This is a genomic window from Pantoea sp. LMR881 (genome assembly GCF_027157825.1).
Classification (GTDB): domain Bacteria; phylum Pseudomonadota; class Gammaproteobacteria; order Enterobacterales; family Enterobacteriaceae; genus Pantoea; species Pantoea haifensis.
In genome coordinates this window covers 89,645-106,753 of the sequence record NZ_JAPVOK010000006.1, presented here as the reverse complement: position 1 = coordinate 106,753, position 17,109 = coordinate 89,645, and the positions used below count along the sequence as shown (strand labels likewise).

Below are 17,109 nucleotides of genomic sequence, written 5' to 3'. Positions count from 1 at the left end.
AAACAGGGATTTTTTGTTCCTGCGAAGCGAGTTTATGCCAGCATAGCCGCCGTTTACCAGGCGGCTATGCCGGAACCGCTGTTGCACACAGCGGCAGAAAACAGTACCGGTATGACGCTTACTGGCGATGCACTGGCATCACATATGATGCTGGTGAGCGGCGTTAAGGCCAGCAACAAAACGCATGGTCAGGAAACGTTTAAAACGACTTCCATTTTCTGACCATGCGTTCAGCCGCGCAGTCATCGATGCAGTTAAGTATTTGCCCGTGCAAAATCCAGCAGAGCCTGCTGATACGCAGTGAGCTCAAGCTTACCTGTGTGGTCTGGTTTATTGAATGTAAGAGCGTTATCGCGATGTTTCAGGAATGCCGTTGCCTGGCTTAACATCTCCTTTGCGTCAGCCTGTTGCCTGCCCAGATTCTGTAGCGATGTCCAGGTTGATTTAGCGGAATGGTCAAACTGCTGGCTACGATAACCATTACCTCTTTCCACTTGCTCCGTATGTGGCGGGAACAGGCTACGGGTAATAGCCGTATTTTGACCGAATGCAGAGAAATGGTTGCGGGAAATCATCTCTTTTGCCTTTTGCCGGGACGCTAATGTGGGCAGGCTTGAGATCGTCGAATCCACTTCATAACGTGTGTTGTGCACACAACTTTCCAGATCCGGGAGGGCGTGCTTAAGGCTCTCTAACGCTTGATTAATCACTGCGGTATGCGCTTGCGTTGCCTCTCTGATGCGTTCACTTCTCGCCTCAGGATGAAGCTTTAGACTTGCCTGAGTGAATGCCTCGGTAATTTTTGCATCTTTCTCTGTATGCAGATTTGAATGCTGTTTTTTCAGCAAAGCATTCAGTGTGATGACGTTATCCTTAACTTTTTTGTACTGATTAAGCGTAAGCTGCTCAGGCGAGTTCTTAACGGCTTTTAGCAAATTATTCAAATTTGAGGAACTTACTCGCCCGTCTTTATTGGCTTTGTCAATGGTGTTCTGAAAAGCCTGCAGCGTATCAACCGACGACTGCCGGGTAAAACATGAGAAGATACCGTTCATTGTTATTTAAACCTTTATGTTGCTAATGAATGTCCTGGGTGAGTTATATCGGTATCCATTTTCGCAAGATATAAAAAAACGATGATGCATGCTCTGGCGTGAGACGTTGAACCTTGACGCCAGCAAGAGCGCGGGGTCAAAAAAGCGAGCAGGCGAAAGCGGAGATTTACAGCGGTAACATATTTTTTATTTATTCTTAATGCCTTCGCGCCACTATTACAGTACACAGAATGCGCGGTTTTTATTTTCGCAACAATGTTATTTAATTTTCTGCGTTATTTTTTTAAGTTTTTATGTTTTTTTATACGCCTGATAATTATTTTAACGAACTTTTTATATTTATTTTTTTACACTCTTCCTGAATGAATAACCAGGGAGAGTCACCGTGAGTATGGGATTGATAACCAGCATTACGCTGGTGTGTCTGTTACTGAGCTATCTTGTTTGTGCCCTGTTTCGGGCGGAGGAATTTTGATGGCAACGGAAGCTTTTTTATTGCTGGCCAGTTTCCTTGCGGTTCTGTTGATCCTGGCTCAGCCTCTGGGGCGCTTGCTATCGGGAATAATTCTCGATCGTGCTATAGCCGGTACTGCGGCGATTGAAGCCGTGCTGTGGCGGATTTGTGGCGTGCAGATGAAAGAGATGAACGGACGGCAATATTTGCTCGCCCTGTTACTGTTTAATCTGGCTGGCATGATTTTCCTGTTTACTCTTCTCATGCTACAAGGCGTGCTGCCGCTCAATCCGCAACACTTTCCAGGGCTGTCATGGCATCTGGCATTTAATACTGCGGTCAGTTTTGTCACCAATACTAACTGGCAGTCATATGCGGGTGAATCGACCATGAGCTATTTGAGCCAGATGGTGGGCCTCGCCGTGCAAAATTTCTTTTCGGCAGCCAGCGGAATAGCGGTGGTATTTGCCTTGATCCGCGCGTTTTCCCGCCAGCAAACAGACCAACTGGGTAATGCATGGCGTGATGTGATACGTATCACGTTATTTATTTTATTTCCTCTGTCACTGCTAATGGCACTGTTTCTGGTCAGTCAGGGCGTGATTCAAAATTTTACGCCTTACCTGACGGCCACCACGCTTGAAGGGCTTCGTCAGACACTGCCGATGGGGCCGGTTGCCTCTCAGGAAGCGATCAAAATTATTGGCACCAATGGCGGAGGTTTCTTTAATGCGAACTCAGCTCATCCCTTTGAAAATCCAACTGCCTTAACCAATTTTGTGCAGATGGTCATGATTTTTCTCATTCCTGCTGCACTCTGTTTTGCGTTTGGTGAAACCGTGCTCGATCGTCGCCAGGGAAACACGCTTCTCTGGACGATGTCATTGATGTTTGTCGTTGCCGCTCTTCTGGTGATGCTGGCTGAAACGCGCGGTAATTCACATTTGCCCCTGCTGGGTGCTGACAGCGCAATGAACTGGGAAGGAAAAGAGAGCCGTTTCGGTATTTTAAACTCCAGTCTGTTTGCCGTTATCACCACCGCCGCGTCGTGTGGCGCCGTCAATGCCATGCATGATTCGTTTACTGCCCTGGGAGGCATGATCCCCCTGTGGCTGATGCAACTGGGCGAAGTGGTGTTTGGTGGGGTCGGTTCAGGGCTTTATGGCATGCTAATTAATGTGTTGCTTGCGGTATTTATTGCCGGGCTGATGATTGGCCGCACGCCTGAGTATTTGGGTAAGAAAATTGGCGTGCCTGAGATGAAGATGGCCGCGATATACATTCTTATTACGCCCGCGCTGGTACTGCTGGGAACGGCGCTGGCGATGATGAGTGATGCCGGTCGGGCGGCCATTTTTAATCCGGGGCCGCACGGCTTCAGTGAAGTGCTCTATGCATTGTCCTCTGCGGCAAATAATAACGGCAGTGCCTTTGCAGGACTGTCAGCCAATACCCCTTTCTGGAACCTGTTACTGGCGGTTGCCATGCTGCTGGGCCGCTTTTTGCCTTTTATTCCGGTGATGATGATCGCCAGTTCGCTGGCGGCCAAAAAAACGCAGCCCGCCAGCACCGGGACGCTTCCTACCCACGGTCCACTGTTTATTGGCCTGTTGACGGGCACCCTCATACTGGTTGGCGCGCTGACCTTTGTCCCGTCACTCGCATTGGGGCCTGTGACTGAACATGTGCAGTTGCTAACACATTAATTGCCGGAGAATCTTATGGGACATCAGTTTTCTTCTCAGCAGCGCAGCGCCCTGTGGCGGACAGCGATGAGCGAAGCGTTCAAAAAGCTTGATCCACGGGTGCAATTTCGTAATCCCGTGATGTTTGTGGTTTATCTGGGCAGCGTGGTGACAACGTTACTGGCTGTGGTGAATCACAACGGAGCAGGGCTGTTTACTGCTGCCATCAGCCTCTGGCTGTGGTTTACCGTACTGTTTGCCAACTTCGCGGAAGCACTGGCTGAAGGGCGTAGCAAGGCGCAGGCGGAAAGTCTCAGAGAGATAAAAAAAACCAGCTGGGCGAAAAAGTTGTCAGCGGCGGCGCAGGATGCAGCGCAGCAAAAAGTCTCTGCTGAGAGCCTGCGTAAAGGCGACATCATTCTGATTGAGGCGGGCGATATTATTCCCTGCGATGGTGAAGTCCTGTTGGGCGGGGCTTCAGTAGACGAAAGCGCCATCACGGGCGAATCGGCTCCGGTTATTCGTGAAGCCGGGGGCGATTTTGCCTCGGTGACGGGCGGAACGCGCATTTTATCTGACTGGCTGGTTGTTAAATGTAGCGTTAACCCCGGTGAGACCTTTCTTGATCGTATGATCGCCATGGTCGAGAGTGCCAGCCGCCGCAAGACACCTAACGAAGTGGCGTTGAGCATCCTGCTCATTTCGTTAACGATTATCTTTTTGCTGGCCACCGCGACGCTTTATCCTTTTTCAGCCTGGGGAGGCACGCCTGTCGATATCACTGTGCTGGTGGCGCTACTGGTCTGTCTTATTCCAACGACGATTGGTGCACTGCTTTCAGCCATTGGTATTGCCGGCATGAGCCGCATGCTGGGTGCAAATGTCATTGCTACCAGCGGGCGCGCCGTGGAGGCGGCGGGTGATGTTGATGTGCTGCTGCTGGACAAAACCGGCACGATTACGCTGGGAAATCGACAGGCGAGTCTGTTTTTGCCTGCGCGGGGTATTAGCGAAGAGGCGCTGGCGAACGCGGCTCAACTGGCTTCTCTTGCCGATGAAACGCCAGAAGGGCGCAGCATAGTGGTGCTTGCCAAGCAAAAATTCAGCCTGCGGGAACGTGATTTAGCCAGTCTGGATGCCGTGTTTATCCCTTTTTCTGCCCAAACCCGCATGAGTGGCGTCAATATTGGGCAAAAAATGTTACGCAAAGGCGCCGCTGATACGATTCGACGTCATGTGGAAAGCCAGGGTGGTCAGTTTCCTGATGATGTAGAAGCTCTGGTCGATCAGGTGGCACGTAAAGGGAAACACCGCTGGTCGTGGCGGAAGGCCGTAGCGTTATGGGGGTGGTAGCGTTAAAAGACATAGTCAAAGGCGGGATCAAAGAGCGGTTTGCCGAACTGCGCAGAATGGGAATCAAAACCGTGATGGTCACGGGCGATAATCCGTTGACCGCTGCGGCTATTGCCGCTGAAGCGGGCGTGGATGATTTTCTTTCTGAGGCAACGCCCGAGGCCAAGCTGGCGTTGATCCGTCAGTATCAGGCGGAGGGCCGTATGGTGGCGATGACGGGCGACGGTACCAATGATGCCCCTGCGCTGGCACAGGCCGATGTCGCCGTGGCGATGAATTCGGGTACGCAGGCCGCGAAAGAGGCTGGCAACATGGTGGATTTGGATTCCAATCCCACCAAGCTGCTTGAAGTGGTCCATATCGGTAAGCAGATGCTGATGACGCGCGGCTCGCTGACCACCTTCAGTATTGCGAACGACGTGGCGAAATATTTCGCTATTATTCCCGCTGCCTTTGCGGTGACCTATCCGCAGCTCAACAGACTCAACGTGATGCAGCTCCATTCGCCAGGCTCTGCGATCATGTCTGCAGTAATTTTTAACGCCCTGATCATTGTGCTGCTTATTCCGCTGGCGCTAAAAGGCATACATTATCGTCCAATGTCTGCGGCTTCGCTGCTGAGACGCAACCTGTGGATCTATGGTGCGGGCGGCATTGTCGTGCCGTTTATCGGCATTAAATTGATCGATATGCTACTGACGTTGTTGGGGCTGGGCTGAGGTGAAAATCATGAATGTTTTACGACCTGCTTTTTCTGTTTTTATCCTGCTACTGTTAATCACTGGCCTGGCTTATCCTCTGCTCACCACCGCCCTGGCGCAGTGGTGGTTTCCTCAGCGTGCCGCTGGCTCACTGATCATACAAAACGGCGAACTGCGCGGATCCCTGCTGATTGGACAGGATTTTACCCGACCTGGCTATTTTCAGGGCCGTCCATCGGCGACAGCCGAAACGCCTTATAACGCCGTGGCGTCGTCAGGCAGTAATCTGGCGTTAAGTAACCCACAGCTGGACGAAGCCTTTAAACAGCGCATTACGGCATTGCGCCGCGCCAACCCACAGGCCACAGCATCTGTTCCGGTGGAACTGGTCACCTCTTCAGCCAGCGGGCTGGATCCGCATCTGTCGCCAGACGCGGCTGAATGGCAGGTTCCCCGGATTGCGCAGGCGCGCCATTTACCCGCAGTTGAAATCAGCGCGTTAGTTCAGCGTTTAACCCGGTATCCACAGCCTGGCTTTACCGGTGAAGCCGTGGTGAATGTGCTGGAGCTGAACAGGGCGCTGGATACGTTATCACCACGTTAAGAGAGCACGATGGTCAACGAACCGCTACGTCCGGACCCTGATTTATTGTTGATACAAGCCGATCAAGAGAACCGGGGAACGTTAAAGATCTTTTTCGGCGCCTGCGCAGGCGTAGGGAAAACCTGGGCCATGCTTCAGGAAGCGCGACGTCTGCAGTCGCAGGGGCTGGATGTGGTGGCGGGCGTAGTCGAAACACATGGCCGTCAGGAAACGGCCGCGCTGCTGGAGGGGCTGGAAATTTTGCCCCGGCGCGCCAGCAACCGTCCTCACCATCAAGAGTTTGATCTTGATGCCGCACTGGCACGTCAGCCTGCGGTGATCCTGATAGATGAATTAGCGCACTCCAACCTTCGCAGTTGCCGCCACCCTAAACGCTGGCAGGACATTGAAGAGTTGCTGGATGCGGGCATCAATGTGCTGACAACTGTCAATGTCCAGCATCTTGAAAGCCTGAACGATGTGGTGAGCGGCATAACCGGAATTCGCGTACGTGAAACGGTGCCCGATCGTTTTTTTGATTCTGCTGATGAAGTGGTGCTGGTGGATTTACCGCCGGACGACCTGCGCCAGCGACTTCGGGAAGGCAAGATCTATGTTGGCGAGGGTGCTGAACGCGCCATTGAGAACTTTTTTCGCAAAGGAAATCTGTTTGCCCTGCGCGAGCTGGCTTTGCGGCGCACTGCCGATCGTGTTGACGATCAGATCCGGGCCTGGCGTGACACCAACGGACGGGAAGAGAAGATTTGGCACGTGCGTGATGCCATTTTGTTGTGTATCAGCAGCCGTAGCGGCAGTGAAAAACTGGTGCGGATTGCGGCCAGGCTGGCCGCCAGACTGGGCTGTGAGTGGCACGCCATTACGGTTGAAACGCCCGCGCACTATCGACAGGGTGAAGCACGCCGTCACGCGGTACTGAAGACTTTACAACTGGCGCAAAGCATGGGGGCGGAAACCGCGACCTTATCAGATACCGATGAGGCGAAAGCGGTGGTTCGCTATGCGCGTGAACATAATCTGGGCAAAATTGTTGTAGGGCGCTCAGCGCCACGGCGCTGGCGCGTAATGCACTCTTTTACCCGTCGCCTGAGCCGCCTTGGCCCCGATTTTGACCTGGTTATCGTGGCGCTGGATGAAGCAGAAGATTTTACCTCTCATCGCAACCTTGAGGCGCCCGCCGCGCGGGGAAAATGGCAGCAGCGCCTGCGTGGTTGTCTGGCGGCGCTGGCGCTTTGCGCCGCCATTACGCTGTCAGGTCAGTGGCTGTTGCCCGGCTTTTCACCGGCTAACCTGGTGATGATTTACCTGTTAGGCGTGGTGCTGATTGCCAACGGCTTTGGTCGCTTTCCCTCGGTGTTTGCAGCCCTGCTCAATATCCTTGCCTTTGACCTGGTTTTTATTGTTCCGACAGGTTCGTTTAGCGTTGATGATACGCAGTATCTGATGACGTTTGCCGTGATGTTAACGGTCGGCATGATTACAGCGAATCTGACGGCTGGCGTGCGTTATCAGGCGAAAGTTGCCCGTCATCGGGAAAAGCGGGCGCATTATCTGTATGAAATGGCCAACGGCCTGAGCCGGGCGCGTATACCCCAGGACATTGCCCGGATCAGTCAGCAGATTGTCAGCGCGGCTTTGCAGGTCAGATGTGAGCTCTGGCTACCGGATCAGCAGGGAAACCTTACTGCGCCTGCGGTAAAAGAACTCGTCACCGTTCCTGAACCCGCCATCGTTAAATGGAGTTTCGACAAAGCACAGATTGTGGGAGCGGGCAGCGATACGCTGCCCGGCGTCCCCTATAAAATTTTTCCTTTGATCGCCTCGGCCCGACCACTGGGGTTACTGATTACTGAACCCGCTATGCATCGCCAGCCTGACATCCCCGAACAGCAGCAGTTGCTGAAAACATTCATCATGTTGATTACCGGTGCGCTTGAACGTTTTGAGCTTACGCAACGTGAGCAGCAGTCGCGCATGGCCGCCGAACGAGAGGAATTAAGAAACTCCCTTTTAGCCGCGCTGTCACACGATCTGCGCACGCCCTTAACGGTGCTGTTCAGCCAGGCTGAAATCCTGACCTTACATTTATCTGCGGCGCAATCGGAATATGCGATCCAGGCCAGTGAGATACGCCAGCAAACGCTGAGCACCATCCGCCTGGTTAATAATATGCTGGATATGGCGCGGATTGAGTCAGGTGGATTTCACCTGCGAGCAGACTGGGTGGCGCTGGATGAAATTATTGCCAGTGCGCTGCGATCGCTGGATGCCATCCTTGTTCAGCAAAAGATGATCCTGCAACTGCCTGAAGAGGTGATCTTGCTCCAGGCTGATGGCCCACTGCTGGAGCGCGTTCTGGTTAATTTGCTGGAAAATGCCTGGAAGTATGCCGGGCCTGGCGCAGAAATCGTTATTCGCGCTGAGGTGCGCCAGGATAAACTCATCATTGCTGTTTTAGACAACGGGCCAGGCATTCCGCCGGGCAAGGAAGCGCAAATCTTCGAGAAATTTACCCGCGGTCATGATGAATCGGCGGTGCCGGGTGTTGGCATGGGGCTGGCGATCTGCCGGGCTATCATTGAAATGCACCAGGGTAAGATCAGCGCGGCCAATCTGGCGGAAGGCGGAGCCTGTTTTACGGTTACGCTTCCTTTTACGCCCGCCCCGGTCGTAAAGGAAAGCCCTGAGGAAACAGGATGAAAAGTCTGCTGATTATTGATGACGAAAAACAGATCTGTCGCTATCTGCGCCTCTCACTGGAAAACAGCGATCAGATTCGGGTGTATGAAGCGGACACGCTGGCGCATGGTCTCAGCACGGCGGCCGCCAGACGGCCCGATCTGGTTATTCTTGATCTGGGTTTACCGGATGGTGATGGCGTGACCTTTATTCACGAGTTTCGCCAGTGGAGCAATAAACCGATTATTGTGCTTTCGGCGAGAGCAGACGAGCAAGATAAAATCGACGCGCTGGATGCGGGCGCTGATGATTTTTTATCAAAACCTTTTGGCATGGGTGAACTTCAGGCAAGGGTAAGGGTTGCGCTACGGCGTAATGACCATGAGAAAGAGAATGTCATTAAATTCAGCGATGTGACTGTTAATCTCAGCGCCCGTACCGTCACTCGCGGCGGTGAGTCGATACATTTGACGCCCACAGAGTTTCGCCTTTTGGCCTTGCTGATCGGCAATCCGGGGAAAGTCCTGACGCAGACGCAAATACTCAGACAGGTCTGGGGCCCGAATGCGGATAATAACAGCCACTATTTACGCATTTATATGGGCCATTTACGGCAGAAACTGGAACAGCAAGCGGCGCAGCCACAGCATTTTATTACGGAGAATGGCGTCGGTTATCGGTTTATTCAGTAGAGTGTTTTGTTTAAGATTTTTGCCAGCACGCATTCAACTCAGCCTGGCTTATGATAGCCGCCATTCTGAATAACAGGCTTATGCGATATTACCTCCCCGCAGCTGACCAGTAGTGAGTAGATTGACGTTATGGATAGCAGATGTACGCGCTGCAAAGCACCGATGAGTCATGAAGAAGTATACTGGTTTTACACGCGCTGTATGCGTTGTGAGCAAGATGCGGCGCTGCGTCTTGAGCGAGGCGGCCTGTTAATTAAGTTGCCGCACTCTCTTCTCAAAGAAACACTGTTTCGCCTGCGACGTATTCGGCATTCATTTCCCCCTGAGCAGGGGTAACGCCTTTCTGTTTTAAATTATCTCAGCGTATTCAAGCGGTAACGGGTGGGACTCTCTGCTCGTTACAGGCCATTACCGCGCTACGTAAGTTACGCAAAAAACAGTGATGCATCTTCCCCGGCAGGAACCGGGGAAGCGGATCAGAACTGATAAGCAAGGCTGACTGAAATATTGCGCGGTTCACCGTAAACGGCGGAATCGCTCAGGTAAGTGTAATAGTCCCGATCAAACAGATTGCTGACGTTGGCCTGCACTGCCAGCTGTTTACTGACCTGATAACGTGCAAACAGATCCACCAGCGGATAGCTGCCCTGATAGAGACGATGCGTTTCGCCATCGGGACCGGTAGCATCGTTATACACGCGATTTTGCCAGTTCATACCGCCGCCGAGAGTCAGTTCAGGCAGCACAGGCAGGCGATAGCGCGTAAACAGCTTGAACTGAGTTTGCGGCGCGAAGCTGTTATATCGCCCTTCGCTATCGCGAGCGACGTAGCGGGTTGCGCCGAAGGTCAGTTGCAGGTTATCGGTGACCGCGCCGTTAAGTTCAAACTCCGCCCCTTGCTGACTGCACCTTTCGTTGCACGATACGCCTGCTCACTGGAACCGTTGACGTAAACGTTGTTCAGTGCCTCAGCGGTATTTTCCTGCTCAATGCGGAAAATGGCGAAGTGGGTGGTCAGGCGGCCATCCATCCAGTCGGCTTTCAGCCCCGTTTCATAGTTCTTACCAGTAACCGGTGACAGCCAGGCGCCTTCTGCGTTGCGTTTGAGTTGTGGTGAAAAAATTGAGGTATAGCTGGCATAGGCTGAGAGGCTTTCAGTGAGGTCATACACCATACCGCCATAAGGCGTAATGTTATATTTTCGCATATTGCCGCTGCTGCCGCTGGTGCTGTATTGCGTGTAGCGTGCGCCGATAATGAGCGACAGGGATCGGCCAGCGAGAAGCGTGCGGCGGTATAGGCCGATTTCTGGCGCACAATATCATCCGCATTGAGATACCACTCATCCCATTGCGGCTCTGTCGCATTGCCGTTCCAGCCGTCTGAGAATGAGCCGACCTGCTCATTGGTCATTAAGCCATTCTGACTGTAAGTGGCGTTGTGTTGACGGCTGTAACTGACGCCCGCAACTAACTGATGCTGACGACCCAGCAGCTCGAACGGGCCGCTGGCGAAGGAATCAAAGGAATCTACCGTGCGCTTGCCCCGATCCTTACTGCCCCAGCCACTGTCAACCAGACCGGTAGAATTATCGGGATAACCCATCAAATAGAGTAACTTATCGTTAAACGTCTGTTCGCCATGCGTACCGTTAAAGCGTAAAGTCCAGCCGTTGTCCCAGTTGTGTGTCACGTTGGCAAACACCTTGCGCGACTCAATGGTATAGCGCGTCCAGTCTGCAGCGGTGCTGGTGCTGCGATCGTAATGGGTGCGCGCGCCATTGCTGTACCAGGTTGGCAGGCCGCCCCAGGTTGGGTTGTCGGTGTTGGTTTGCTGGTAGTCCCAGCCCAACGACAGGGTAGTGTGATCGGTGATATCCGCATCGACCACGGCATATAAGAACTTTTTGGTTTTATTGTAACGATCCAGCCAACTATCCTGATCCTGATAACCCGCGACCACTCGCCCACGCACGCTGCCCGTGGCGTTAAGTGGGCCAGAAACATCGGCGACATAACGCTGTTTATTCCAGCTGCCATAGCTGGCGCTGAGGTTACCGGTGAAGGTTTTACTGTCAGCATGTTTGCGCACCATGTTGATGGTTGCTCCCGGATCGCCTGCGCCGGTCATTAAGCCCGTTGCGCCACGTACCATTTCGATGCGGTCATAAATCGCGGTATCTTCCGTGGCATCGCCGTAGTTCCAGGCATCGCCGATCGACGTGGGGATGTCGTCATAGGCGAAGTCCGTGATTTGAAATCCGCGTGAATAATACTGAGAACGTTCGCTATCGATCTGCTGTGCTGAGATACCGGTAGCATTGTTCAGGACGTCATCAATGTTTTCTAAATCCTGATCCTGCATGCGTTGCTGCGTCACAATACTCACTGACTGCGGGACATCACGCGGCGTCAACAGCATTTTGGTGCCGGCGCGAGTGGTTTTCACCGCGTAATCATGCTGTTCATCTGAAGTATTGTCGGTCGTTGCATCAACAACCATTTCCTGCTGCGCGGCACTGTCATGACTTTCAGCTGCCGCAGCGGCCAGTGGATGAACTGCCAGCGCGAGTAGGGACAGGTAAAATGTTTTTTACCGGTTTGTATATGCGAACTCACGTGAATTTCCCTGCCATTCAAAGACATATTTTTTCCCATCAAGATTTGTTGTTATGTAAACAGCCGTGCCACTTCCGGTGCGCATCACATTACTGACAATTCGCCGTGACTTGCCGGGAGCATAAAAGCGAAACGGTGTAAAATGAGAATGTTAATGATAATTATTTGCTTTAATAGTTATCGGGTAATTTATTTCTAAAATGTAACTAAATGTTATTAATAATATTTTCAATAGATTACATGTTTTACCGACGCAAAAAACCGGTCTGTTCGAATGAAAAACAACCGCGCTGATGCACGTTATGTGTCGTTTAACTCTCTGAATAAAACGTTTAAACGTGGAAATTTCTGTCGTATCAGGCGTTCCGTTTACTCCCTTAACCTTAATGAGTATGATTATCATTATTTTTAAGGGCCGCTCTCCCTGACGGGAACTGCTTATCCATTGATGGAGTTAAGAATGAAATCGTTTTTCACTACGCCTAAAGCTGCACTTGCTTTGGCAATTGTGGCCGTCTCAGGCTTGTCGGCATGCCAGGCACCTGCGAAGAAAACTGAATCAGCAGTTGCTGCGCCGGAGCCAGTGAAGACGCAACGGCTGATGCGTGAGTCAGGAGAGGGCTTGTACGAAATGGTGTACTCAACAGCAACAAAATCGCTGTTTGTGGCCAGTGCGCAGGGCTTTAAAGATGTTAATGGCGGCATGATTTATCGCCTCGACCCGGCGACGTTGAACGTCAAAGGTGAAACGCATACTGACTTAAAAAATTTCGGTATGGCTGAAGATGACAACGGACAGCTGTTTTATACCACCAATACGCTTGATGGCGGCGTTTCTAAAGTCGACGCCCGGAGCGGTAAGGTATTACAGCGCCTGATGTTTAAAGGCAAAGATAAAGATGGCGACCCCATTGGCGCACGTGAAGTTCTGTTCCATAAAGGAGAGCTATTCATTGGAGGCGTCGCGGATCCGGGCTTCATTTCTGTCGTCAATGCACAGACCATGACGCTGAAAACGCGCATCCAAAATGCGGGCAAATGGGTAACTGGCATTATCTATTCTCCGCTGACCGATCGCGTTTATGCTGCAAACGGCGGCGGCGAAATTTTGGTCATTAATCCCCACAGCCACAAAATTGAAAAACGCCTGACGGCTAACGATGGCAAAGAGTATCTGTTTCTGAATCTGGCGGAAGATCCGGCGACTGGCCGCCTGTTTGTTACTGATGACTCTAAAGCAAAAGCTACGCTGGTATTCGATGAGCGCAGCGGCAACGTTATTAAACGCATCGAAGGTGACGCGCTGGGCATCAAGTTCAACGCCAGACGCAACGAAATCTATATCAGCCAGCGCGAATCGAAAAAAGTGCTCCAGCTTGATGCCACCACCTATGCGGTAAAAAACAGCTGGTCATTTGAAACGCACCCTAACAGCCTGTTAGTGTCGCCAGAGGGTGAAACGCTTTATGTCACGTTGAAGCAGGATTTCAACAAGGACAACTCCACCAAAGGGCCAGACAGCGTTGTGCGTATTGCGCTGTAATTAACCTGATCCATTACGGCCTGTTGTCCGGCTTAAAGGGCGCAATGCCTAAAAAATGACCAGAAAGTGTGATCCTATTCAAGTTTCTTCACAATCTGGCGCATAAGTCTGGACAAGCCAGCAACCTGGCCTGTAGCATTTATGAATATAAACCCGAGCCTGAATATATATTCAGGCGGGTTGAAAACGCTGCTGTTTGTTATTGGAGTCAGTGGTACAAAAGCTGGCTCCCATTTTTTCACTCTTACAGAATAAATATTCAGTATCGAATATTAATTCGGAGGTGGACGATGAATCCCTTTCAACTTTCTGTTCCTGAATTAGAAAAGAAAGCCCGTGCAGTGCGGCGCCATATCGTTGCACTGAATGCGAACAGCCCCGCCGGAGGTCATACCGGCGCAGACTTATCACAGGTTGAGCTTCTGACCGCACTCTATTTCCGCGTGTTGAACTGTGCGCCAGACCGGCTTGACGATCGCGATCGTGATATTTATATCCAGTCCAAAGGGCATGCGGTTGGCTGTTACTACTGCGTACTGGCCGAAGCAGGCTACTTTCCTCTCGACTGGTTAGCGACTTATCAACATTCAAATTCTCATCTGCCCGGACACCCTGTGAAACAAAAAACGCCCGGTATTGAACTTAATACCGGCGCGCTGGGTCACGGTTTTCCGGTGGCAGTCGGCCTGGCGATTGCGGCGAAACGGGATAACAGCAAGCGCCGAATTTTCCTTATTACCGGTGATGGTGAACTGGCTGAAGGCAGTAACTGGGAAGCGGCAATGGCGGCAGCCCATTACCAACTGGATAACCTCGTGGTGATCAACGACAAAAATGGTTTGCAACTGGCGGGCGCAACCAAAGAAATCATGGGAACCGACCCGCTGGATGAAAAATGGCGCGCGTTTGGCCTGGAAGTAACAGAGTGTCAGGGCAACGACATGGCTTCCGTGGTGGATGCATTAGAAAATCTTCCTCAGACTGGCAAGCCAAACGTGATTATTGCCCATACCACCAAAGGCGCTGGCGTTTCATTTATTGCGGGAAAACCTGAGTGGCACCATCGCGTGCCAAAAGGGGATGAGATCGACATTGCAATGAATGAATTGAAAGATCTGGTTGAAGAGGAGATGAAAAGTGAGTAACGCAGAACATCTGGCTAATGTCATGGTTGAGGTTTTCATCGAGGCTGTAGAAAAAGGTATCGATCTCGTGCCCGTCGTGGCGGACTCAACCTCAACAGCAAAAATTTCTCCTTTTATAAAAAAGTTTCCTGACAGGATAGTGAATGTAGGTATCGCCGAACAGACGCTGGTTGGCGTTGCGGCCGGTTTGGCGCTGGGGGAAAATAGCCGTGACCTGCAACGCTGCGCCTTTCCTGATTTCTCGCGCGAATGAACAGGTTAAAGTTGATATTTGTTACAACAATACTAACGTCAAGCTCTTCGGCCTGAATGCCGGAGCCAGCTATGGCCCACTGGCCAGCACGCATCATTCCATTGATGATATTTCAGTGATGCGCGGGTTCGGCAACATTCAAATATTTGCTCCGGCTTCGCCGCTGGAGTGCCGCCAGATTATTGAGTATGCCCTGAAGCATGTCGGACCGGTTTATATCCGTATGGATGGCAAATCCCTGCCGGAGCTGCATGACAGCAGTTATCAGTTCGTTCCGGGTGCTATAGACGTGTTACGTGAGGGCGATGAAATTGCGCTTGTTGCAATGGGTTCGACAGTTCATGAAGCCGTTGATGCCGCTGCACAGCTTAATGAACAGGGCGTCTCTGCAAAAGTTATCAGTGTTCCGTCTGTTCGTCCTTTAGATCGCGACGCCTTTTTACGCACGTTAAATGGCATAGAACATATCATTACGGTTGAAGAGCATAACGTTAATGGCGGGGTAGGCAGCATCACTGCGGAGATCCTGGCTGATAACGGCCATAGCGCGCTCCTGAAACGGTTAGGTATTCCAGACGGTGAATATGCCATCGCCGCTGACAGAAAGGATATGCGTATGCACCATGGTTTTGATGCGGCAAGCATTGTTCATCATGCACTGGGCCTTCTTAACAGATAGAGATTAAGATGTCGCTTATCGCAGCAGGTATTTACATCACGTCCTGACAGCTTTAAGAGAGCGGCTACAGCTGCCAGGATCAAGCATCGTAAACGCTAGCGGGTTAAAGCCCGGTTGTCTTGTCATTATGAAAAATTTGACCCGGTTTTATTACCGTTCGCGGCTGCTTGTCCTCTTTGGATACCTGCCTTTGCCGCGCTCGTTCAGCGTAAACGCCTTTCTGATCTGTTAGCCGCCTTTCGTCTGCGATGATGACAGAAATCTTATAAAAACTGTCAGAATATGCTATCCATTCGGTCATCATAAATTCATTAAAATAACCGCTTTCAACAATACACCGTTCGCTTCGGGGCGGTTGTAATGGCCTGTTTGATGACACGAGTCTTTTTAATGGCGAATAAATATTTATTCGCTGATCACCAGAACGCACGGTTTCATAGCCAGTAGCGAATTTTGCGGTGTGGCTCACACGACAATCACGCTGAAGATAAAAGGAAGCACTATGCGGCTGGCATCGTACAACGTTGAAAACTTGTTTGATCGCGCTAAGGCGATGAATCAGAGTGACTGGTCTGCGGGAAAACCGGTGCTGGAAAAATTTGCGGCGCTGAATGAACTGCTTGGCGAAGTGAAGTACACCGCTGCGATGAAAAGCAAAATGGTGATGTTAATGAAGGAACTGGGCCTGCAAAAGTCAGATACCGGCCCGTTTGTTATTCTGCGACGTAATCGAGGCAAGTTACTCACCCGACAAAAAGAGGATGGCGGGATAAAAATTTTGGCAGAAGGCCGCGCAGACTGGGTTGGCTCGCTGGAGCTACGCGAGGCCCCTGTCGATGAAGTTGCCATGAATTTAACGGCGCAGGTAATGATTGATCTCCAGGCCGATTTGCTGGCAGTGGTTGAAGCAGAAAGTCGTCCGGCGTTGCTGGCCTTTAACACTGAAATTCTGCCTGCGCGTAAAGGCAAACCTTTCGAACATGTGATGGTAATAGACGGCAATGACCAACGTGGCATTGACGTGGGTCTGATGACCGCCGAAGCTTTTCCCATTGAAACTATTCGCAGCCACGTTGATGATAAAGACCCCGCTGGGGCGCTCATTTTTTCGCGGGATTGCCCGGAATTCGCGGTTCCATTAAGCAGCGGCGAGACACTACACGTTCTGGTTAATCATCTGAAAAGTAAAGGTTATGGCTCGAAAAGCAGCTCTGACACACGCCGTAAAAAACAGGCGGAACGGGTAAAAGAGATTTATCAGCAGCGAATTCAGGCGGGCGCGAGGTTAATTGCCATTGTAGGTGATTTTAACGACACGCCCGACAGCCAGGCGTTAGCGCCTTTGCTAAACGAGACTGACCTCAAGGATGTTTTTCACCACCCAACGTTTGATGATGGGGGATATCCAGGCACCTGGGGTAGCTGTACCGCCAGCAATAAAATCGATTACATCCTGCTCTCTCCTGCCTTATGGGAAAAGGTAAAGAAGGGGGCGTTTGCCGAAAAGGGATGTGGCCTGGCGTGCGTCCGGTTAAATGGGAAACCTATCCGGAACTGAAAAAACCGGTTAATGCCGGCTCCGATCACGCCGCCGTCTGGGTTGAACTGGATATCTGATGATGAGACGGTGTGGCGTTATATCTTCCTGTGT

General features: G+C 51.5%; 10 protein-coding genes and 4 pseudogenes. 11 read left to right on the top strand and 3 right to left on the bottom strand.

Annotation, left to right across the window (positions count from 1 at the left end; genetic code table 11):
* Positions 1 to 66 precede the first annotated feature (66 nt).
* Positions 67 to 222, top strand: coding sequence for a hypothetical protein (locus O3W44_RS23305; RefSeq protein ID WP_269295051.1), 156 nt, complete (start codon positions 67 to 69; stop codon positions 220 to 222).
* A gap of 32 nt (positions 223 to 254) precedes the next feature.
* On the opposite strand, the gene O3W44_RS23300 is transcribed toward O3W44_RS23305, so the two are convergent.
* Positions 255 to 848, bottom strand: coding sequence for a hypothetical protein (locus O3W44_RS23300; RefSeq protein ID WP_269295050.1), 594 nt, complete (start codon positions 846 to 848; stop codon positions 255 to 257).
* A 681-nt stretch (positions 849 to 1,529) separates the two neighbouring features.
* On the opposite strand from O3W44_RS23300, the gene kdpA reads away from it, so the two are divergent.
* The 5 genes and pseudogenes from kdpA (at position 1,530) to kdpE (ending at position 9,220) form a co-directional block, all read left to right on the top strand.
* Positions 1,530 to 3,215, top strand: coding sequence for a potassium-transporting ATPase subunit KdpA (gene kdpA / locus O3W44_RS23295; protein WP_269295049.1), 1,686 nt, complete (start codon positions 1,530 to 1,532; stop codon positions 3,213 to 3,215).
* Positions 3,216 to 3,230: 15 nt separating this feature from the next.
* Positions 3,231 to 5,266: pseudogene (gene kdpB, locus O3W44_RS23290) on the top strand (potassium-transporting ATPase subunit KdpB).
* A gap of 10 nt (positions 5,267 to 5,276) precedes the next feature.
* Positions 5,277 to 5,852 carry a potassium-transporting ATPase subunit KdpC gene (kdpC, locus tag O3W44_RS23285; RefSeq protein ID WP_269295048.1) on the top strand — a complete coding sequence of 192 codons (576 nt, stop codon included), beginning with the start codon at positions 5,277 to 5,279 and terminating at the stop codon, positions 5,850 to 5,852.
* A 9-nt stretch (positions 5,853 to 5,861) separates the two neighbouring features.
* Complete coding sequence (kdpD, locus tag O3W44_RS23280) at positions 5,862 to 8,549, top strand: two-component system sensor histidine kinase KdpD (protein WP_269295047.1); 2,688 nt, start codon at positions 5,862 to 5,864, stop codon at positions 8,547 to 8,549.
* Entirely contained in the window at positions 8,546 to 9,220 is a 675-nt protein-coding gene (gene kdpE, locus O3W44_RS23275; RefSeq protein WP_269295046.1) for a two-component system response regulator KdpE, read from the top strand. The genes kdpD and kdpE overlap by 4 nt, the downstream gene beginning before the upstream one ends.
* A gap of 476 nt (positions 9,221 to 9,696) precedes the next feature.
* Here the strand turns inward: kdpE and fhuE are convergent.
* Positions 9,697 to 11,722 (bottom strand): annotated as a pseudogene (gene fhuE, locus O3W44_RS23270) (ferric-rhodotorulic acid/ferric-coprogen receptor FhuE).
* Positions 11,723 to 12,298: 576 nt separating this feature from the next.
* Here fhuE and O3W44_RS23265 point away from each other — a divergent pair.
* The 4 genes and pseudogenes from O3W44_RS23265 to O3W44_RS25215 all read left to right on the top strand — a co-directional run bounded on the left by O3W44_RS23265 (position 12,299) and on the right by O3W44_RS25215 (position 15,458).
* On the top strand, positions 12,299 to 13,381 hold the full coding sequence (locus tag O3W44_RS23265; RefSeq protein WP_269295045.1) for a YncE family protein: 1,083 nt from the start codon (positions 12,299 to 12,301) through the stop codon (positions 13,379 to 13,381).
* 290 nt (positions 13,382 to 13,671) lie between these two features.
* Positions 13,672 to 14,526: a transketolase gene (locus O3W44_RS23260; RefSeq protein ID WP_269295044.1), complete on the top strand. Its 855-nt coding sequence runs from the start codon at positions 13,672 to 13,674 to the stop codon at positions 14,524 to 14,526.
* Positions 14,527 to 14,548: 22 nt separating this feature from the next.
* Positions 14,549 to 14,954, top strand: a pseudogene (locus tag O3W44_RS25220) (transketolase family protein); the annotation flags it as partial.
* 48 nt (positions 14,955 to 15,002) lie between these two features.
* The gene (locus O3W44_RS25215) at positions 15,003 to 15,458 is read left to right on the top strand and encodes a transketolase C-terminal domain-containing protein (RefSeq protein ID WP_442954698.1); all 456 of its coding nucleotides are present in this window, start codon (positions 15,003 to 15,005) and stop codon (positions 15,456 to 15,458) included.
* A gap of 103 nt (positions 15,459 to 15,561) precedes the next feature.
* On the opposite strand, the gene O3W44_RS23250 is transcribed toward O3W44_RS25215, so the two are convergent.
* The gene (locus tag O3W44_RS23250; protein WP_269295043.1) at positions 15,562 to 15,927 is read right to left on the bottom strand and encodes a hypothetical protein; all 366 of its coding nucleotides are present in this window, start codon (positions 15,925 to 15,927) and stop codon (positions 15,562 to 15,564) included.
* A 33-nt stretch (positions 15,928 to 15,960) separates the two neighbouring features.
* On the opposite strand from O3W44_RS23250, the pseudogene O3W44_RS23245 reads away from it, so the two are divergent.
* Positions 15,961 to 17,075, top strand: a pseudogene (locus O3W44_RS23245) (endonuclease/exonuclease/phosphatase family protein).
* Positions 17,076 to 17,109: the final 34 nt, after the last annotated feature.